This is a genomic window from Nonomuraea ferruginea (assembly GCF_039540635.1).
GTDB classification, from domain to species: domain Bacteria; phylum Actinomycetota; class Actinomycetes; order Streptosporangiales; family Streptosporangiaceae; genus Nonomuraea; species Nonomuraea ferruginea.
In genome coordinates this window covers 648,211-666,927 of the sequence record NZ_BAABFD010000002.1, presented here as the reverse complement: position 1 = coordinate 666,927, position 18,717 = coordinate 648,211, and the positions used below count along the sequence as shown (strand labels likewise).

Annotated in this window: 18 protein-coding genes; 7 read left to right on the top strand and 11 right to left on the bottom strand. The window is 72.4% G+C overall.

Annotated elements, in window-relative coordinates:
- Positions 1–2: 2 nt before the first annotated feature.
- Complete coding sequence (locus ABD999_RS06375) at positions 3–1,061, bottom strand: helix-turn-helix domain-containing protein (protein WP_271277660.1); 1,059 nt, start codon at positions 1,059–1,061, stop codon at positions 3–5.
- A gap of 134 nt (positions 1,062–1,195) precedes the next feature.
- Between ABD999_RS06375 and ABD999_RS06370 the strand changes: the two genes are divergently transcribed.
- Positions 1,196–1,777 carry a hypothetical protein gene (locus tag ABD999_RS06370; protein ID WP_271277661.1) on the top strand — a complete coding sequence of 194 codons (582 nt, stop codon included), beginning with the start codon at positions 1,196–1,198 and terminating at the stop codon, positions 1,775–1,777.
- Here the strand turns inward: ABD999_RS06370 and eda are convergent, their stop codons facing one another.
- From eda to zwf, 4 genes are all read right to left on the bottom strand, one after another.
- On the bottom strand, positions 1,778–2,389 hold the full coding sequence (gene eda, locus ABD999_RS06365) for a bifunctional 4-hydroxy-2-oxoglutarate aldolase/2-dehydro-3-deoxy-phosphogluconate aldolase (RefSeq protein ID WP_148032403.1): 612 nt from the start codon (positions 2,387–2,389) through the stop codon (positions 1,778–1,780).
- A 246-nt stretch (positions 2,390–2,635) separates the two neighbouring features.
- Complete coding sequence (gene glk / locus ABD999_RS06360) at positions 2,636–3,595, bottom strand: glucokinase (RefSeq protein ID WP_271277662.1); 960 nt, start codon at positions 3,593–3,595, stop codon at positions 2,636–2,638.
- 232 nt (positions 3,596–3,827) lie between these two features.
- Entirely contained in the window at positions 3,828–5,774 is a 1,947-nt protein-coding gene (edd, locus tag ABD999_RS06355) for a phosphogluconate dehydratase (protein WP_271277663.1), read from the bottom strand.
- 5 nt (positions 5,775–5,779) lie between these two features.
- Positions 5,780–7,255, bottom strand: coding sequence for a glucose-6-phosphate dehydrogenase (gene zwf / locus ABD999_RS06350; protein WP_271277664.1), 1,476 nt, complete (start codon positions 7,253–7,255; stop codon positions 5,780–5,782).
- Positions 7,256–7,391: 136 nt separating this feature from the next.
- Here zwf and ABD999_RS06345 point away from each other — a divergent pair, with 136 nt between their 5' ends.
- On the top strand, positions 7,392–8,594 hold the full coding sequence (locus ABD999_RS06345; RefSeq protein ID WP_219544588.1) for an ROK family transcriptional regulator: 1,203 nt from the start codon (positions 7,392–7,394) through the stop codon (positions 8,592–8,594).
- A gap of 454 nt (positions 8,595–9,048) precedes the next feature.
- Here the strand turns inward: ABD999_RS06345 and ABD999_RS06340 are convergent, their stop codons facing one another.
- Together ABD999_RS06340 and ABD999_RS06335 are read right to left on the bottom strand one after the other, a co-directional pair.
- Positions 9,049–9,567, bottom strand: a complete 519-nt coding sequence (locus tag ABD999_RS06340) for a hypothetical protein (protein ID WP_271277665.1) — start codon at positions 9,565–9,567, stop codon at positions 9,049–9,051.
- A 76-nt stretch (positions 9,568–9,643) separates the two neighbouring features.
- Positions 9,644–10,372, bottom strand: a complete 729-nt coding sequence (locus ABD999_RS06335) for a DUF2470 domain-containing protein (protein WP_271277666.1) — start codon at positions 10,370–10,372, stop codon at positions 9,644–9,646.
- 66 nt (positions 10,373–10,438) lie between these two features.
- Between ABD999_RS06335 and rpsD the strand changes: the two genes are divergently transcribed.
- Complete coding sequence (gene rpsD / locus ABD999_RS06330; protein ID WP_148032396.1) at positions 10,439–11,053, top strand: 30S ribosomal protein S4; 615 nt, start codon at positions 10,439–10,441, stop codon at positions 11,051–11,053.
- Between the two features lie 31 nt (positions 11,054–11,084).
- On the opposite strand, the gene ABD999_RS06325 is transcribed toward rpsD, so the two are convergent.
- Together ABD999_RS06325 and ABD999_RS06320 are read right to left on the bottom strand one after the other, a co-directional pair.
- Positions 11,085–11,897, bottom strand: coding sequence for an ion transporter (locus ABD999_RS06325; protein ID WP_271277667.1), 813 nt, complete (start codon positions 11,895–11,897; stop codon positions 11,085–11,087).
- 57 nt (positions 11,898–11,954) lie between these two features.
- Positions 11,955–12,413, bottom strand: coding sequence for a nitroreductase family deazaflavin-dependent oxidoreductase (locus ABD999_RS06320; protein ID WP_271277668.1), 459 nt, complete (start codon positions 12,411–12,413; stop codon positions 11,955–11,957).
- 86 nt (positions 12,414–12,499) lie between these two features.
- Here ABD999_RS06320 and ABD999_RS06315 point away from each other — a divergent pair, with 86 nt between their 5' ends.
- On the top strand, positions 12,500–12,805 hold the full coding sequence (locus tag ABD999_RS06315) for a DUF4190 domain-containing protein (RefSeq protein ID WP_148032393.1): 306 nt from the start codon (positions 12,500–12,502) through the stop codon (positions 12,803–12,805).
- Here ABD999_RS06315 and ABD999_RS06310 read toward each other — a convergent pair.
- The gene (locus ABD999_RS06310) at positions 12,802–13,437 is read right to left on the bottom strand and encodes a TetR/AcrR family transcriptional regulator (RefSeq protein ID WP_271277669.1); all 636 of its coding nucleotides are present in this window, start codon (positions 13,435–13,437) and stop codon (positions 12,802–12,804) included. The two genes, ABD999_RS06315 and ABD999_RS06310, sit on opposite strands and share 4 nt — an antisense overlap.
- A gap of 66 nt (positions 13,438–13,503) precedes the next feature.
- Here ABD999_RS06310 and ABD999_RS06305 point away from each other — a divergent pair, with 66 nt between their 5' ends.
- Together ABD999_RS06305 and ABD999_RS06300 are read left to right on the top strand one after the other, a co-directional pair.
- Positions 13,504–14,244: an ABC transporter ATP-binding protein gene (locus ABD999_RS06305; protein ID WP_271277670.1), complete on the top strand. Its 741-nt coding sequence runs from the start codon at positions 13,504–13,506 to the stop codon at positions 14,242–14,244.
- A complete protein-coding gene (locus tag ABD999_RS06300) occupies positions 14,241–14,966 on the top strand; it encodes an ABC transporter permease (protein WP_148032391.1) in 726 nt (241 codons plus the stop codon). Before ABD999_RS06305 ends, ABD999_RS06300 begins: the two co-directional genes overlap by 4 nt.
- 7 nt (positions 14,967–14,973) lie before the next feature.
- On the opposite strand, the gene ABD999_RS06295 is transcribed toward ABD999_RS06300, so the two are convergent.
- Positions 14,974–16,329, bottom strand: coding sequence for a S8 family serine peptidase (locus ABD999_RS06295; RefSeq protein ID WP_271277671.1), 1,356 nt, complete (start codon positions 16,327–16,329; stop codon positions 14,974–14,976).
- A gap of 183 nt (positions 16,330–16,512) precedes the next feature.
- Here ABD999_RS06295 and ABD999_RS06290 point away from each other — a divergent pair, with 183 nt between their 5' ends.
- The gene (locus tag ABD999_RS06290; protein ID WP_148032389.1) at positions 16,513–18,549 is read left to right on the top strand and encodes a spermine/spermidine synthase domain-containing protein; all 2,037 of its coding nucleotides are present in this window, start codon (positions 16,513–16,515) and stop codon (positions 18,547–18,549) included.
- The last annotated feature ends 168 nt before the right edge of the window (positions 18,550–18,717 follow it).

Genomic DNA, 18,717 nt, shown 5'->3' with positions numbered 1-18,717 from the left:
CCTTACCCGCCACTCGGCGGGTTTACCCGGCGACCCCGCCGATCGGCGGGCCTGCCCGGCTCGGGGTGGCGGGCCAGCCGCCGGAGTGCGAACGCGAGCTGCAGGCGCAGGCGGCCCTGCGGGGTGCGTACGTCCCAGCCCAGCAGGTGCTCGGCGTGGGTCATCCGTTCCTGCAGGGTGGAGTGGTGGATGGTCAGCTCCGTGGCGGCCGCGCGCAGGCTCTGGGCGTAGGCGACGGCGTGGAGGGTGGCGAGCGTCCAGGGCGCCGCCGACCCGGCCCGCTCCAGGGCGAGGACGTCGGGGACCGCCTCGCCGTCCGGGCGGGACGCGGCGGCGAGCACCATCAGCCCGCCCAGCTCGTCCGCGAACACCACGCGCGGGCCGGGATCCTGGGCGGATCCCTCGGCCGCCAGGCGCAGCGCGACGCGGGCCAGCCGCCACGACTCGGGAAGCTCCGGCACGGGCACGGCGGGGCCGACCCCCTGGCGCTTCTCGCCGGGCCGGTCAGCGATGATCACCGGGTCACGCTCGATCCGGGCCCGCCCGCCCTCCTCCGCGACCGCGCGGACCCGTACGTCACCTGCCAGGTTGAGCCGCCGGGCGGCGATCAGCCGGGCCTGCGGCGGCGCGGCCGCGTCGAGGAGCAGCTCGACCAGGGCGGGATCCTCACCCGGCCGGGCGGGCGCGCGGCCCCAGGTGCGGTCGAGCACGTCGCGCGCCGCGGCGGCGGCCCGTTCGAGCACGATGGCGTCGACGGGCCCCGCTCGTCCGGGACGCTCCAGCCGGAGCGCCGCCGCTCCGCTGCCCACGTGGTGGGCGGGCCAGCCCGGGTCGGGCGCGGTCCGGGCGTCCTCGCGCTCGCCGTCGGCCCGTACGCGGATCCGCAGGTGACGGTCGGGATCGGAGAGGCAGGCGGGACAGCCGGCCAGCATGGCGGCGCCGCGCACGATCGCCTCCAGACCGGCATGGGCCTGGACGAGACGGTCGAAGTAGGCGATGACCCGCACCGCGGCCCCGGCCTCGGTGTCGAGCGCCGACACCCGGCCCACCAGCTCTCTCATCCCCTCAGCCTAGGTGAGCCGGACCACAGCGGTAGCGATCCGTGACGACCCGCTCTCACCCGGTCCTACACAGACCGGGCCACAGCTTGCCGGGAACGAGCCGGATCGTCCCGAGATTGCGCTAGGGTGCGGCGATGATCGCCAAGCCGCCCGGATGGCCCTTCGTGATCGTGTGGTCCACCTTGGCCCTAGTGATCATGTACTGGGCGAGCGTGCCCTTCTGGTACGGGGTCGAGATGCTCTTGGCGGTCGTCCTCGTCGGTCTTCCTCTGATGGTCTACTGGGCGCTGCGGTTCGCCCTGGCGGCTGACAGAGGCGGGGTCACCGGCCGGGCCGGACGCTGCCTGGCGCCCTGGTTGATCACCTGGGCGACCGTGGTCGCGCTGGCCTACAACGCCCCTTTCGCGCTGCGGTTCTCGCTGTCGGCGTCGGCCCTGGGCGCCTACGCGGAGAGGATCATGGAACGAGGGCCGATCCACTACGAGTCCTGCGAGTGGGCGGGGCTGTACCGGGTGTGCGGTGGAGGAGCCGAGCACGGAAGCCTGGACGGCGTGCCGGTCCCTGGCAGCGCCGGCTTCGCGACGACGGAATGGGCCATCTACAGCAACACCGGCTTCGCCTGGCATCCAGGAGCCGTCCCGCAGGAAACCGCCGACGACATCTACGTGCGCATCGTGGGCGACTGGTACGGCTACCACGGCTGGGACGGGTGGTGATCACCTCAGGGCGGCGGCCTCCGAGGCGAGCTTCTCGACGCGGGACCAGTCGCCGGCGGACAGGGCGTCGGCCGGGGTGAGCCAGGTGCCGCCGACGCAGCCGACGTTCGGCAGGGCGAGGTAGTCAGGGGCGGTGGCCGGGCGGATGCCGCCCGTCGGGCAGAAGCGGACGTCCGGCAGCGGGCCCTGCAGGGACTTCAGGTACGCGACGCCGCCCGCCGCCTCGGCCGGGAAGAACTTCAGCTCCTTGATGCCCCGCTCCGCCAGCGCCATCGCCTCCGAGGCGGTGGCGGCGCCCGGCAGGTAGGGCAGGCCGCTGGACTCCATCGCCTCCACGAGCGACAGCGTCGTGCCGGGGGACACGAGGAAGCCCGCGCCGGCCTCCAGGGCGGCCGCGATGTCCTGCGAGTTGCGGATCGTGCCCGCGCCCACCTTGGCCTCGGGGACCTCGGCGGAGATCCGGGCGATGGCCTCCAGCGCGGGGGCCGTACGGAGCGTCACCTCGATCACGGGCAGGCCGCCGGCCACCAGCGCCCGCGCCATCGGCACGGCGGTCTCCACGTCGTCGATCACCACGACGGGGATCACGGGGGCGAGGTCGAGCAGGCTCATCGGGAACTCCTCAGGTACGGAAAACGCCCGGGACGCGGCGAGGCGCCCGGCGCACGGTGGTCGATCGGGACGGGCCACGCCGGCCGCCAGTCCCGCCACGACGGGCCGCACCACGCCCGGAGGCGACGTGCGGCGTGGAGGGAGGGCCGGCGTGGAGCGTGGGCCGGCGTGCCCCGCAGGGCAGGGGCCGATGCCGCGCTGGGCAAGGGCCGGTGCGCCGCGTCGGCCGGTGGGTGGCGTGGGTGGTCATCGGGCCGCCGGCGCGTGCTGGGTGAGCCAGGCGGCGGCGCCCGTCAGGGCGGGCTGCGGCGCGACGATGAGCGAGGTGCCGATCTCCGCCAGGTATGCGGACATGTCGGGATTAGTGGCGAACCTGGCACGGAAGTTGCTGGCGCACACGCGCTCCACGATACGGGGAAGGACGCCTCCGCCCAGGTAGACACCACCCCGCGCGCCGAGAGTCAGCGCGACGTTCCCGGCGAAGCTCCCCAGCATCCCGCAGAACACCTCCACCGTCTCCGCGCACAGCGGGTCGCCGAGCCGCGCCACGATCTCCGAAGCGGCCAGGGACGGCGCCGCGACGCCGTTGACCCGGGCCAGCGCCCGGTGCAGGCGGGCCAGGCCGGGCCCCGACAGCACGTGCTCGGCCACCACCTGGTCCAGGCCCTCCGCACGGAGCGCGCGGACGATCTCCAGCTCCCTGTCGTCGGCCGCGGGCACCGTGACGTGACCGCCCTCGCCGGGGATCGGCACCCAGCCGTGATCGGTCGGCACCAGCCCGCCCACGCCGAGCCCGGTCCCGGGGCCGAGCACCGCCTTCACCCCGTACGAAGGCTCGGGGCCGCCCAGCGGCACCAGCTCGTCCGCGCGCAGGTGCGGCAGCGACACGGCCAGCGCCTCGAAGTCGTTGAGCAGTTTCACGTACGGGACGTCCAGGTCTCGCGTGGACCCGGCCCAGGGCGAGTTCGTCAGCCGGTAGCGGTCCCCGTCGATCGGCCCGGCCACGGCCAGGCACGCCGCACCCGGCCGCACCCCGCCCGCATGCTCGGAGAGATAGGCGGCCACGGCGTCGGGCAGCGTCGGGTAGACGGCCCCGGACAGCACCGCCACGTGTGACGGCGCGGCTCCTGGCGCCGTGACGAGACCGAACCGGGCGTTCGTCCCCCCGATGTCGGCGACCAGCCACGGCAGCTCCGGCGCCCTCATCGCGACCGTCCGGCGCGTGCAGAACAGCCGCAGGGCCGGGAGAAGCGCATGCCCTGCGAGAGCATGAGGCTCCCGCCGCCGAAGGCCCGGAGGACGGACCCGGCCAGGCGGTCGCCGCCGTGGATGCTTTCCGAGGGGTGGTGGCCGGGCGCGGCCGGGAGTTTCCCGCCGCGGGAGATGCCCTCCGAGGGCCGAAGGGCGGGCGTGCCCTCGGAGGGAGACCAGGAAGGAGTCACCGGGAGGCTCCCGAGGGAGCGGGCAGCGGGATGCCCGCCTCCAGGTGGGAGGCGCCCGACTCGGCGGGGAACGCCAGCCCGGGGCCGTGGTGCGGCGACTCGGCGCCGCTGACGCCGAAGATGCCGGCCCCCTGCTCGGCGTGGCCCGCCATGCGGCGGAAGGTGGCGAACAGCTCGCGGCCGGTGCCGACCCATTCGGCGTCGCTGAGCGCGCGGCCCGCGGGAGTACGGCGGGCCAGCTCCCCGGCCGGCACGAGCAGGTCCAGGGTGCCCCCGGCCGAGTCGAGGCGGACCACGTCGCCGTCGCGGACCAGCGCGATCGGCCCGCCGTCCGCCGCCTCGGGCGACAGGTGGATGGCGGCGGGCACCTTGCCGGAGGCGCCCGACATGCGGCCGTCGGTGACGATCGCCACCCGCTGTCCCCGGTCCAGCAGCACCGCCAGCGGCGGCGTGAGCTTGTGCAGCTCCGGCATGCCGTTGGCGCTCGGCCCCTGATAGCGGATGACCGCGACGAAGTCCTGCCCGTCCAGCTCGCCCGCCTCGAAGGCGCGCAGCAGGTCGAGCTGGTCGTCGAAGACCTTCGCCGGCGCCTCGATCACCAGGTGCTCCGGCTTGACCGCCGACACCTTGCTCACGGCCGTGCCCAGGTTGCCGGAGAGCATGTGGATGCCGCCGTCGGCCGCGAACGGGTCCGACACCGGGCGCAGCACGTCCAGGTCGGAGCTGCCGATGACCGGCTCCCATGCCAGCTCGCCGTCACGCAGCTCCGGCGCCGACCGGTAACGGTCCAGGCCGGGCCCGGCCACGGTCATCACGTCGGCGTGCAGCAGGCCCGCGTCCAGCAGCTCGCCGATCAGCACCTGCATGCCGCCCGCCTCGCGGAAGTGGTTCACGTCCGCCTGGCCGTTCGGGTAGATCCTGGTGAGTGACGGCACCACCTTGGACAGGCACGACAGGTCATCCCAGGTCAGCACGATCCCGGCGGCGGCCGCCATGGCCACCAGGTGCAGCGTGTGGTTGGTCGAGCCGCCCGTGGCCAGCAGCGCCACGCACGCGTTCACGATCGCCTTCTCGTCGACCAGTTCGCCGATCGGCGTGTACTCGGCGCCGTGCGCGGTGATCTCGACCGCGCGGCGGCCCGCCGCAGCCGTCAGCGCGTGCCGCAGCTCGGTGTGCGGGTTGACGAACGTCGAGCCCGGCAGGTGCAGGCCCATGACCTCCATCAGCGCCTGGTTGGAGTTGGCGGTGCCGTAGAAGGTGCACGTGCCGGGGGAGTGGTAGGACTTCGCCTCGGCGTCCAGCAGTTCGCCCCTGCCCAGTTTGCCCTCGGCGAAGAGCTGGCGGGTGCGGGCCTTGACCTTGTTCGGCAGGCCCGACGTCATCGGCCCGGCCGGCACGAAGATCGCGGGCAGGTGGCCGAAGTGCAGCGCGCCGATCAGCAGGCCCGGCACGATCTTGTCGCAGACGCCCAGCAGCAGGCTCGCGTCGAACATGTCGTGCGACAGCGCGATGGCCGTCGCCATCGCGATCACGTCGCGGCTATAGAGGGACAGCTCCATGCCGGCCCTGCCCTGCGTGATGCCGTCGCACATGGCGGGCACGCCGCCCGCCACCTGGGCCACGCCCCCGGCCGCGCGCACCGCCGCCTTCAGCTCCGGCGGGTACGTCTCGTACGGCTGATGGGCGGAGAGCATGTCGTTGTAGCTGGTGACGATCGCCACGCCCGGCTTGGCCGTGCCGCGCAGGGCGGGCTTGTCGGAGTCGGGCGCGGCGGCGAAGCCGTGCGCGAGGTTCGCGCAGCCCAGGTGCGCGCGGGCCGGGCCCTTCGCGCGGGCGTTCTCGCCGTCGCGGCGGATCCTGGCCAGGTACGCGGCCCGGCTGGTCGCGCTGCGTCCGGCGATGCGGTCGGTGATCTGCTGGATGACGGGGTGCATGGAAGTCATAGAAGTCACGCCTCCTCCTCGTGCCAGGCGCGGCCACTGCGGCCGAGGAGCTCGTGCGCGCCTGCGGGGCCGGTCGTCCCGGCGGGATACGGTTCGGGCAGTTCGGGGGAGGAGCGCCAGGCGTCCAGGATCGGGTCGATCCAGCGCCACGCGGCCTCCACCTCGTCACGGCGCATGAAGAGCGTCGGGTTGCCGGCCAGCACGTCGCTCAGCAGCCGCTCGTACGCCTCGGGAACGCGGGCGGGGAACGTCTCGCCGAAGTTCAGGCTGAGCGGCACCGGCTTGAGCGACACCTCGCCCGCGCCCGGCTCCTTGGCCATGATGTGCAGCTCGATGCCCTCCTCCGGCTGCAGCCGCAGCACCAGGCGGTTCGGCGAGCCGCCGGGGAAGATGGAGTGCGGCACGTCCTTGAACTGCACCACGATCTCCGAGCGCCGGTTCGGCAGCCGCTTGCCGGTGCGCAGGTAGAACGGCACCCCGGCCCAGCGCCAGTTGCGGATCTCGGCGCGGATCGCGGTGAACGTCTCCACCCGCTCCGACGACTCGGTCGGCGGCGTCGAGCCGGGCTCCTCCAGGTAGCCGGCCATGCCGTCGGCGGCGGTGTACTGGCCGCGCACGGTGAAGCGGCCGACCTCGCCGCCGGTGATCGGGCGCAGCGCCTGCAGCACCTTCACCTTCTCGTCGCGGATCGCCTCGCGGTCGTTGCGCGCGGGCGGCTCCATCGCGGTCAGCGTCAGCAGCTGCAGCAGGTGGTTCTGCACCATGTCGCGGAGCGCGCCGGCGTGGTCGTAGTAGCCGCGCCGGCCGGGCGTGCCGACGGTCTCGGCGGCGGTGATCTGTACGTGGTCGATCCAGAGCGAGTTCCAGATCGGCTCCAGGAACGCGTTGGCGAAGCGGAGCACGAGCAGGTTCTGCACCGTCTCCTTGCCCAGGTAGTGGTCGATGCGGAAGATCTGGTGCTCGTCGAAGATGGCACCGACCTCGTCGTTGATCCGCTGGGCGCTCGGCAGGTCGTGGCCGAGCGGCTTCTCCAGCACCACCCGGGAGCGCGGGGTCACCAGCCCCGCCCGGTCCACCTCCCGGCAGAACGGGCCGAACGTCCGGGGCGGGCTCGCCAGGTAGAACACGCGGTCGCGGTCCTCGGCCAGCGTCGCGCGCAGCGCGTCCCAGCCGGTGCGGTCCTGCCCGCCCACGTCCACCGTCAGATGGTGCAGGCGGCCCAGGAAGCGCTGCCACATGGCGTGGTCGTCGACCGGCACCACGTCGCGTACCTGGGCGTCCACCTTGCCGCGGAAGTCCGCGTCCGTCAGCCCGCCCCTGGACAGGGCGATGACGCGCGTCTCCGGCGAGAGCCGGCCGTCCCTGTCGCTGTGGTACAGCGCGGGGAGCAGCTTGCGCATGGACAGGTCACCCGTACCGCCGAAGACCACCAGGTCGGCGGTGTGGGCGGCCGGGGAGGGCGAGAGCGGGGACACGAACACGACTCCGATGATCTACCAATGCGGGGACAGAACGGACACTAGCTAGGGTTTCGGTCCTACACAAGCATAGTTTTGCTATTTGAGATGAAAAAGTAGCGACTTTTCATGACACAACTAGGTGTGGTTCACTTAGCCGATGTCTCGACGTACCGCAGCCACCCTCGCCACCAGCGGTGACGTACTGCAGCTGATCCGCACCGGTACGGCCGTGACGCGGACCGACATCGGCCGGGTCACCGGCCTGTCACGCCCCGCGGTGCAGCTCCGCGTCGACGAGCTGCTGGAACGCGGCCTGGTCGTCGAGCGCGCGGACGCTCCCTCGACCGGCGGGCGCCCGCCGGTGCGGCTGGAGTTCAACGCGTCCGGCGGCGTCGTCCTGGTCGCGGCGCTGGGCGCGAGCCGCACCCGCGTGTCCATCTGCGACCTGAGCGCCCGCGAGCTCGCCGGGCAGGACTTCGCGATCGACGTCGAGCAGGGCCCCGACGTGGTGCTGCCCCTCGTCATGGACACCTGGGACGAACTGCTCGGCGACCGGCCGCGCTCCATGGTCAAGGGCGTCGGGATGGGCATGCCCGCCACCGTCGAGTTCGCCGAGGGCCGCACCGAGAGCGCCAGGGTGATGGCGTCCTGGACGGGCGTGGTGATCCCGCCGCTGGTCCGGGCCCGCTTCCCGGTGCCCGTGCTGGTCGACAACGACGTGAACGTGCTGGCCATCGGCGAGCACCGGGGCGCCTACCCCGACCTGGACGACCTGATGTTCATCAAGGTGTCCACCCGGATCGGCGCCGGCATCATCGCCGGGGGCGGCATCCTGCGCGGCGCGCTCGGCGCGGCCGGCGAGATCGGCCACATCCCGGTACGCGACGGCGGCGGCGTGCTGTGCCGGTGCGGCAACGTCGACTGCGTCGACTCCGTCGCCAGCGGCACCGCGCTCCTGCGTGACCTGCGCGCCGCCGGCAAGGACGTCAAGAACATCGCCGACGTGACCCGCCTGGTGCGGGCCGGCGACGCCGAGACGATGGCGACCGTGCGCGAGGCCGGGCGCCGGATCGGCGAGGTCGTGGCCGGGGCGGTCAACATACTCAACCCGTCGGTCGTGGTGCTCGGCGGCGACATGGCTGAGGCGTTCGGGCCGCTGGTGTCCAGCATCCGCGAGGTCGTCTACCGCCGCTCCACCGCGCTGGCCACCAGACGGCTGCGCATCGAGCCGAGCCGGCTGGGGCCGGCCGCCGGCATCAGCGGCTGCGCCGTCATGGTCCTCGACCACGTCCTCTCACCCGAGGCCGTCGACGAATCCCTCGCCACCCGCCGCCCCCTGCACCCCACGAAACCCCTCTGACGACGGGCGTCGCACGCGTCAGGGAGAGAAATCTCTTCGGGGACTCTCGGGCTGGGCGTCGCACGTGCCGGGGAGGGAACCTCCGTGGGAACCCCCTCGGGCCGGGCGCCGCAGGCTGGATCTTTCTGCCGTCGGGAGAGCCCTCTCAGGGAAGTCCCTCAGGCTGGGCGTCGCACGTGTCGGGAGGGAAACCTTCGTGGGAACCCCCTCAGGCTGGGCGCCGCACGCGTCGCAGAGAGATACCTCTGTGGGGACTCCGGGCTGGGCGCCGCAGGCGTCGGGGAGGGAACCTTCGGGGGAACCCCCCTCCGGCTGGGCGCCGCAGGCTCGATCTCTCTGGCGTCGGGGGGAGAAAACTTTTTGGGAACCCCTCGGGCCGGGCGCCGTCGTGCGTGCCTTCGGCCCGCTCAGCTCGCCGTAGTGCCGGGTTGGGGAGGGGTGCTCTCCCGGGTGCTCAGCGGTGGCCGGGGATGCGGTTGGGGCGCGTGAGGCGCTTCTTCGTCTTGGTCTTGGTGGCCGTCGGGGTCGGGCGGGTGCCCGGGGCGGGGTGGGCCGTGGTGAGGGCCGGGCCGGCGGGGGCGAGGGCGCCCGCCCGGCTTTCCCTGTCCGTACGGGAGGACGGGGTGGCAAGGGAGGTCTCGCCCGGGGACGGCGCCACCGAGGACGGTGCGGACGACGGCGAGGGGCGGGGGGAGCTCCGGGCGGTGGGCCGGTCAGGGGTGCCCGTGGGGGACGGGCGCGCGTCACGGCGGGGCATTGACAGGTGACGCGGGTCGGCCCGGCCGGACGCCGACTCGATCGCCCCCCGCGGCTCGGCGAGACCCGGCACGCCCGGCTGGGGCATGCTGGCGGTGGAGAGCGACGTGCCCGGCGACCCGGCGGCGGCCAGGACGCCGGCGAGGACGAGCATGAGGGTGCCGGTCAGCGTGCCGGCGATCTGCAGGATCCGCCCGCGCCGTTCGGTCTCTCTCACAGAGGCAGATGATAGTCAGCCCTGGCGGTGCTCGAACGGCGAAGCGGAGAATCGTGATCAAGAAGGACGTCCCGGTTCAGGCCGCCGGGTGGTGGCCGCAGGTGCAGAGCAGGCCGTTCAGCGCCGCCTCCAGGTCGCTCCCGCTGCTCGTGGGCGCCGGGAAGAGGAAGCGGACGAGCGAGCCGTCCGCCCGCACCGTGACCCCCCGGCTGTCCAGCTCCCACAGCCACACCTCCCCGGCGGGCCTGCCGAGATGCCGGGACACCCCGTTGGCCAACTGCTCGCGGTGCGCGGCGTTGACGTGCGCCAGCACCCGCTCGGCAGGTTCGGCGAGCGGGTCGGGCTCGGCGTCCAGGTAGTCGTCGGCGTCCAGCACCCCGGACTCCTGCCCGGTCAGGTACACCACCTGGGCCACGTCCACCCGCAGCAGCCGGGGCGCGTCCGGCCGCCCGTAGCGCTCCAGGGCGTCGAACAGCGCCTCGTCGGCCGTGTTCGCCGCCACCGCGACCGCCGCCGCCCGCGCCTCGCCCGCCGGCACCGGCTGGGCCCAGCCCTGCACCTCCATCAGCCCGCGCGGGTGCTCGTCGTCCCCGAGCCTGCGCATCGCCGCCAGGTTGACCGCCACCACGGCGTCCTCGTGCAGCCGGTGCAGCCCGTGCAGCGGCTCGCCGGGCAGCGCCAGCAGCACCGGCCTGCCCCGCTCGTCGACCCCGCCCCTGGCGCGGGCAGGGACGCCGTCGACGGTCAGCTTGACCACCGAGGCGGTCGCGGCGAGAGTGCGGATCCGCTGCGGGATGGGCAGCATGGCGCCTCCTTGGCGTGTAGGTTAGCCTTACCTAAGTAAGCATTACCTAAGCACAATGAGGTGAACGTGCGCTACACCGGTCCCAAGGTGCGCCTGTCGCGCCGCGCGGGAGTGCCGCTGACCAGGAAAGCCGTCCGCTACTTCGAGCAGCGCCCGTACCCGCCGGGCGAGCACGGCCGCAAGACCAATCGCCGCAACACCGGCGACTACGGGGTCCGCCTGCTGGAGAAGCAGAAGCTGCGCTGGTACTACGACGTGTCGGAGCGGCAGCTGCGCCGCTACTGGGACCTGGCCGAGCGCCGGCCGGGGGCCTCCGGCGCCGAGCTGGTCTCCATCCTGGAGTCCCGGCTGGCCTCGCTGGTGATGCGCTCCGGGCTCGCGCCGTCGATCTACGCGGCCCGCCAGTACGTGGCGCACGGGCACATCGCGGTGGACGGCCGCAAGGTGGACATCCCCAGCTACCTGGTCAAGCCCGGCCAGGTCGTGTCGGTGCGGGAGCGGTCGCGCCGGATGCAGCCGTTCGTGGCCGCGGCCGAGGGGATCCACGCGGACGAGCGCACCGCCCCGTACCTGAGCGTGGACCTGCCCGCGCTGACCTTCACCCTGCTGGCCGTCCCGATGCGGGAGCAGGTGCCCGTGCCCGTGGACGAGCTGCTCGTGGTCGAGTTCTACTCCCGCTGACCCTCGCGGCGCGCGCGTGCCCGGCGGGCCGTCAGGCGCTGGTGCGCTTCTTGGCCCGCGGGGTGACGCGGCGCAGCGCCGCCACCTCCTTGCGCAGCTCCGCCAGCTCGTCCAGGATGCGCTGGGTCGAGGCGGCCGACAGGTCCTCCATCTCGGCCCGCTCCTCCTTCGCCTCCTCGTCCATGGCGCTCACCACCACCGCCATGAACAGGTTGAGCACCACGAACGTGCAGAGCAGTATGAAGATCGTGAAGAAGATCCAGGCCGACGGGTGGACCTCCATCACCTCACGCGCGATGTTGCCCCAGTCGTCGCCCGTCATCGTCTGGAACAGCGTGAACAACGACGTCGGCAGGCTGCCGAAGCGCTCCGGCGCCGTCTGCCCGTACAGCTTGGTCGCCAGCACCGCGGCCACGTAGAGCACCAGCGACAGCAGCACCACGATCGAGCTCATCCCCGGCATCGCGCGCAGCAGGGCCGAGACCACCTTGCGCAGGCTCGGCACCGCCGACAGCAGGCGCAGCGCGCGCAGGATGCGCAGCGAGCGCAGCACCGACAGGCTGCTCGCCGTGGCGGGCGCCACCGCGATCAGGACGATCACCGTGTCGAAGATGTTCCACGGGTCGCGGTGGAACCGTGAACGCTCCACGTAGATCTTGGCCGCCAGCTCGACCACGAAGATCGCCAGCGCGAGCTGGTCCAGCAGGGCCAGCAGGTCGCCGTAGCGGGACGCCACGGAGGGAACGGTCTCCAGACCGAGGACCGCGGCGTTGACCAGGATCACGGCGACGATGAACCGCTGGAAGTGCCGGTGCGCCAGGACGGCGCCGAGGCGTTCACGCACGGGGGAGGGCTCCTCCTCGAAAGGGATGGATTGCCCGACTATTTTGGCGTAAAAGGATCACTGCTCCGGTATCAGCCGGAAGACCCGCAGTTCCCGCCCGGACCTGGCCGTGTAGCGCTCGTAGAACGGCGAGCCCGCCACCAGCCCCGGCCACACCGCGGCCCGCTCGTCACCGGTCAGCAGGCGCGCGCTCACCGGGATCTCGCGCCCCTGGAAGGACACGGCCGCCTCCGGACGGGCCAGCAGATTGGCCGTCCACGCGGGGTGGCGCTCGGCGCCGAAGTTGCTGCCCACGACCAGCAGCGACCCGTCGGGCTCGCGGACGCACGCCAGCCGGGTGCGGCGCGGCTCCCCGGACCGGGCGCCGGTGGTCATCAGGACCAGGGAGCGGTCGCCGCCGACCGGCTTGCCGCCGGACATCTTGTCGATCAGCCGCTCGACCTTCGGCACCATCCTCGGACCGGCTCGCATGAACCACTCGGTACCGGCCAGCCACTGGAACGCGCCCTTGATCATTCAAGCAGTGTACAAGCGGCTGGCAATGAGGCTGCTGTGGTATAAAACCCACCTGATTGCCTGACAACCGAGGGGTCAAGTCACCCATGTCCTATCCCCACTACGGCCCCGGCTACTACGGCCCGCCACCGCAGACGCACCCCAACGGGACGACCATCCTGGTGATGGGCATCCTCAGCCTGGTCATCTGCCAGATCCTCGGGCCGTTCGCCTGGAACATGGGCACCAAGGCGCTGCGGGAGATCGACGCCAGCGGTTACGTGTACGAGAACCGCGGCATGGTGCAGGCCGGCCGGATCTGCGGCATCGTCAGCACCTGCATCATGGGCGGGATCATCCTCATCTACGGGGTGTTCATCGTGTTCGCCATCGTCATGGCGTCGGTCAGCTAGCGCCGCACGCAGTAGTCGCCGATGCCCGACTCCAGCAGGCCGAAAGCCGCCTCGGCCTGCGCCCGGAGGTCGGGCGCTATCGTCTCCCACGGCTCACCGGCCAGCGAACGCCGCACGGCGTAGTCCGACAGCAGCCGGGTCGCGGTGAGGATCTGGGCGGCCACCAGCCGCGGGGCCAGCTCGTCGGCGTCCGCGTCGAGCTCGTCGGCCAGCGCCTCCGCGAGCGCCTCTTCGCGTTGCTGATGGATCTCCCGCATCCGGGCCAGCAGTGACGGGCTCTCGCCCACCATCTTGGCGAACACGTCGGCCCCGTCCTGCAGGCCGTACTGCCACCCCCGGGTCTCGACCGCCGCCACGAAGTCGCGGCGGAACGCCCGCACCGCGCTCTCGCCCTTCTCCCGCGCGCGCAGCACCTCCACCGGCAGGCTCTCGACGAACTCCTGCCGGTCGGCGAACAGGTCCTCTTTCGTGCGGAAGTAGTTGAACACCGTGTTCACCGACACGTCGGCGGCCCGCGCCACCTCGGCCACGGTCACGTTGTCGAACCCGCGCGTCATGAACAGCCCCATCGCCATGTCCGCGATGCGCTCCCGGGTCTCGCGCTTCTTCCGCTCCCGCAGCCCTTCTTCCATGCCTCCATCGTATCAATATTGCAGTGACCCCAAAATTATGTCTACTCTAAGTTTGGAGGCGATGAAGTGATCGAGACATTAGGTCTGAGCAAGACCTTCACCGGCGGCGTCGAAGCCGTCAGGAACGTGACCATGTCCGTGCGGAGCGGCGAGATCGTCGGCTTCCTCGGCCCGAACGGCGCGGGCAAGACCACGACCATGCGCATGCTGACCACCCTGCTGCCGCCCACCGCGGGCACCGCGACCGTGGCCGGCCAAGACCTGCTGGCCGGCCCGAGAGAGGTGCGGCGCCGCATCGGCTACGTGTCCCAGTCCGGCTGGACGGACCCGACCGTCCCGATCGGCGGCGAACTGGAGCTGCAGGGCATGCTGTACGGGCTCTCCCGCGTCGAGGCGCGGGCCCGGGCCGCCGAGGTGCTGGCCATGCTCGGCCTCGACGGCGTGCGGGACAGGCCGGGCGGCGCGCTCTCCGGCGGGCAGCGGCGCCGCGCCGACATCGCGTTCGCGCTGCCGCACCGGCCGGCGCTGCTGTTCCTGGACGAGCCCACCACCGGGCTCGACCCGCAGACCCGGGCCCACCTGTGGGACCACATCCGCGCGCTGCGCGACGACCACGGAGTGACGATCTTCTTGACCACCCACTACCTGGACGAGGCCGACGCCCTCTGCGACCGGCTGCTGATCATCGACCACGGCGAGATCGCCGCCTCGGGCACCCCGGCCGAGCTCAAGGCCGGGCGCACCCTCGACGCGGCGTTCCTGGACATCACCGGCAGGAGCCTGCGTGAGGAGGCCGGCGTCCGATGATCCGCGACACCTGGGTGCTCTTCCGGCACAACCTGCGGATCACGCTCCGCCAGAAGGTCGGGATGATCTTCGGAGCCATCCAGCCGCTCTTCTTCCTCGTGCTGTTCGGCCCCATCTTCGCCACGTTCGGCACCTGGGAGGTGCTGGTGCCCGGGCTGATCATCCAGCTCAGCCTGCTGAGCACGGGCATGGCCGGGTTCGGCGTGGTCTTCGAGAGACGGACCGGCGTGCTGGAGCGGATGCGGGTCACCCCGGCCTCCCGCCTGGCGCTGCTGCTCGGCCGCGTGCTCACCAACGTGGTCACGCTGGTGGTCCAGGTCGTGCTGCTGGTCGCGGTCGGCTACGCCTTCGGGTTGCGCGCCCCCGCCGCGGGGCTGCTGGCCGGGCTCGCGCTGATCGTGGTGCTCGGCACCAGCATGGCCGCGCTCTCGTACGCGATCGCGCTCACCATGGACGAGCAGCTGTTCGCGCCCGTGATGAGCACCGCGGTGATCCCGCTGGCGCTGCTGTCGGGGTCGTTCCTGCCGATGTCGATGGCCCCCGGCTGGCTCGACGCGCTCTCGTACGTCAGCCCGTTCCGATATGCGGTGGAGGCGCTGCGCGAGCTGTTCGCCGGTCACTACCTGACGGGCACGGTGCTGGCCGGAGTGGTGGTGACGGCGCTGTTCGCCGTGGCCGGCCTGGCGGTCGGCACCCGCGTGTTCAACCGCCAGGCCGCGTAGCGACGGCTCAGGCCGCGCTCCTGGCCCGCCGCCCCAGCGCGGCCAGGATCGCGGCCGGGTCCACGATGCCGTAGCCGTAGTCGTAGTCGAAGCCCACCGTGCTGCGGTCCTCGGCGGTGCGGCGCAGCAGGGCGCGCAGCTGGGCCGGCGACAGCCGCGAGGCGGGCCAGCGCGTCCGCACCGCCGCCACCAGCCCGGCCGCGACCGGGGCCGCCGCCGACGTGCCGGAGTCGGGTTCGTCGCCGTACGCGCCGGAGCCGGCGAAGTGCGTGTACGCGCACACGTCCGGCTTGCGCTCGGCCAGCCGTCCCGGGCCCTGCGAGGAGTAGCCGACGCGCTCGCCGCGCACGTTCACCCCACCGATCGAGAGCACCCGCGGATGGGAGTTGGCGCCGGTGATCGGCCGCTCGGGGAAGGCGCAGCGCCCGTCGGGGCAGTCGCGCCCGCAGTTGCCCGCCGCGAACAGGATGTCCGCGCCCGCCTGGTCGAGGCTCGCCACCATCAGGTTGAACGGGTGCGCCCCGTTGTCGGAGTAGTTGCCCGGATGCCCCACCGGGAAGTCCCACTCCGGGGAGAACGACCCCCACGAGTTGTTGACCACCAGTGCCCGCGACTCCTCGGGCTGGGCGTCGAGCACGCCGCGCAGGTGCGCGAACGCGGCCACCGCGTCGGACAGCAGCCCGTCCATGACCGAGCCGCCCGGCCGGGTGGAGCGCAGCAGCGGCAGGTCGAGCAGGGTCGCCGCCGGGGCGCCGATGAGCGCGTCGAACGCGCACATCGTGCCGTGGTCGACCGGGAACTCTCCTGGCTTGCCCGGCACGGTCGGCGGCAGCCAGCTCCGCCCGGCGTCGAGGCGCACGTCGCGCCCCAGTTTGCCGCTCAGGTGGTCCAGGTTGACGCCGGTGTCGACCACGGCCACGTGCACGTCGGACCCGTCGAGGCCCTCGGCGCGCATCCGGGGCCCGTCCAGCAGCCGCTCCACGTCACGCCAGGTGCCGGCCGGCGGGTCGCCGCCACACGTCGGGCAGGTCTCGATGACCGGGTCGGAGAACACGCCCACCACGTCGGGACGCAGCCCGGGCAGCAGCGAGACCCTGGTGGCCACCTCGTCGTCGGAGATCGTGCCGCGGACCAGCACGGAGGCGTCCGTTGCGGCCATCGAGAACCGCAGCGGCTGGTTGAGCGAGAGCGGATCGCCGCCCGTGGCGGGCACCGGGCGCGGCAGCGCCACGGGCGCGAACCCGGTGTCGAGCTCGACACCGGGCAGGCCGTCCGCGACGTCGGCCGTGGTCACGGCGCGGCCGGGGTCGGCCACGGCCGCGACGAGGTCAGGGGAGGGGCGGAATTGGATGAGGACCCGCATGATCACCACCGAGCGTGTATGGATGGAGCGACTCCCTTACCGTGCGTCATCGCGCCGTCGCCGTCCAGGGCTTTGCCAAGCCTGTGACCTGCGGAAACGCCGCAAAATGCGACGAATGGGACGACATCCTCGCGTAATCGTGAGGCTTCCGTGCGGGCGATCTGTTGACTAGGTTGAGTCACCATGACGCTCCAGGCGCGCAAGCCCGTCGAAAGCGGTGGCACGGGCGGACACTGGCTGGCGGTGCGGCCCCGGCTGATCCTCGCCAGCGCGTTCATGCTCTTCCTGGAGCTGGCGCTGATCCGCTGGACCGGCTCCAACATCGTGCACCTGAGCTACTTCACCAACTTCGTGCTGCTCGGCTCGTTCCTCGGCATCGGGCTCGGGTTCCTGCGCGTCGGCCGCACCACCGCCCAGCCCTACTACTCGCCGGTCGTGCTGTTCGGGCTGGTCATGGTGGTGCTGGCGTTCCCGGTGACGGTCGACCGCGACACCGACGGGGTGCTCTACTGGACGAGCCTGTCCACGGTCGGGCCGCCCGCCTGGATCAGCCTGCCCATCGTCTTCTGCGCCGCCGCGCTCGTCCTCATGGGCCCCGCCGAGCTGGTCGGGCGCTGCTTCCCCGAGCTGCCCCGGCTGGAGGCCTACCGCTACGACCTCATCGGCAGCCTGACCGGCATCGCGGTGTTCACCGGGCTGTCGTTCCTCAGCGCGCCGCCCGTCTTCTGGGGCATCCTCGCCGCCGCCGCGTACGCGGTGCTGCTCGTGCCCCGGCCCCGCGCCGCCTACATCGGGCTGGTGGCCGTCCCCTCGCTCGCCGTGGTCGGCCTGCTGCTGGCCGAGACGCTCACCGCCGGGGCGCTCTGGTCGCCGTACTACAAGGTGACCCACCGCCAGTTCGAGCAGCTCGGCGTGCCGGTGACCGACATCTCCGTCAACGGCATCCCCCACCAGCAGGCCGTGCCCGCCCACGCCCGGCTCCAGTGGGAGGCCCAGTACGGGCTGCCCTACGAGCGGGCCGCCGCCCGGCCCGACGACGTGCTCATCATCGGCGCGGGCAGCGGCACCGACGTCTCCATCGCGCTGTCCAAGGGCGCCCGCCACGTCGACGCCGTCGAGATCGACCCCAAGCTGCGCGAGCTCGGCGGCTCCACCCACCCGGACAAGCCGTACGACGATCCCCGCGTGACCACGCACGTCACCGACGGCCGCGCCTTCCTGGAACAGACCGATCGCTCGTACGACCTGATCCTGTTCGCGCTGCCCGACTCGCTCACGCTCGTGTCGGGGGCCAGCTCGCTGCGGCTGGAGAGCTACCTGTTCACCGAGGAGGCCATGCGGGCCGCCCGCGAGCGCCTCAAGCCCGGCGGCGCGTTCTCCATGTACAACTACTACCGCGAGAGCTGGCTGGTGGACCGGCTCGCCACCACCGCCCAGCGCGCCTTCGGCCACGCCCCCTGCGTGGACGTGGTCAGCACCACCGGCCAGCAGGCCGTCATCACCGCCGGGGCGACCCCCGAGGCGCAGCGCTGCGGCGCCCCCTGGGCGGGCGCGGCCGCCGGCACCCCGCCGCCCGCCGACGACGACCGGCCCTTCCTCTACCTGAAGGACCGCACGATCCCGTCGCTCTACCTCGTCACGCTCGGCCTGATCCTCGCGGTCAGCCTGCTCGCCGTCCGCGTCGTGGCCGGCCCGTACCGCAGGATGCGCCCGTACGCCGACCTGTTCCTGCTCGGGGTGGCGTTCCTGCTGCTGGAGACCAAGAGCGTGACCGGGTTCGCGCTGCTGTTCGGCACCACCTGGGTGGTCAACGCCATCGTGTTCGCCGGGGTGCTCGTCGCCGTGCTCGCCGCCGTCGAGGTGACCCGCCGCTTCCGCACCCCGCCGCTGCCCGTCATGTACGGGGTGCTCTTCGCCGGACTGCTGCTGGCCTGGCTGGTGCCGAACGCGTGGCTGCTGTCGCTGCCCGTGCCGGTGCGCGCGGTGGCCGCCGTCATCGTCGCCTTCCTGCCGATCTTCGCCGCGAACGTGGTGTTCGCCAAGCGGTTCGCCGACACCGCCGACGCCACCACCTCCTTCGGCGCCAACCTGCTCGGCGCCATGGTCGGCGGCTGCCTGGAATACCTGGCGCTGGTCATCGGCTATCAAGGGCTGCTCGTCGTCGCCGGCGTGCTTTACCTCGGCGCGTTCCTGCTGTTGCCCCGGCGGGCGCTCGCGTAAGCCCCTGTTTGCCCGGCCATGTGAGGCTTTACCTGCGGTTTTGGAATGCCTGGGAAAGCCGCGCCGTTGTAACCAACATCTGAGCGCCCATCAATCTGACAGCGGCCGCTCCACTCCCAGCGCACCTCGCTCCGCAGCGTGTCCCGCAGAGGTGCTCACGTAGCTCTA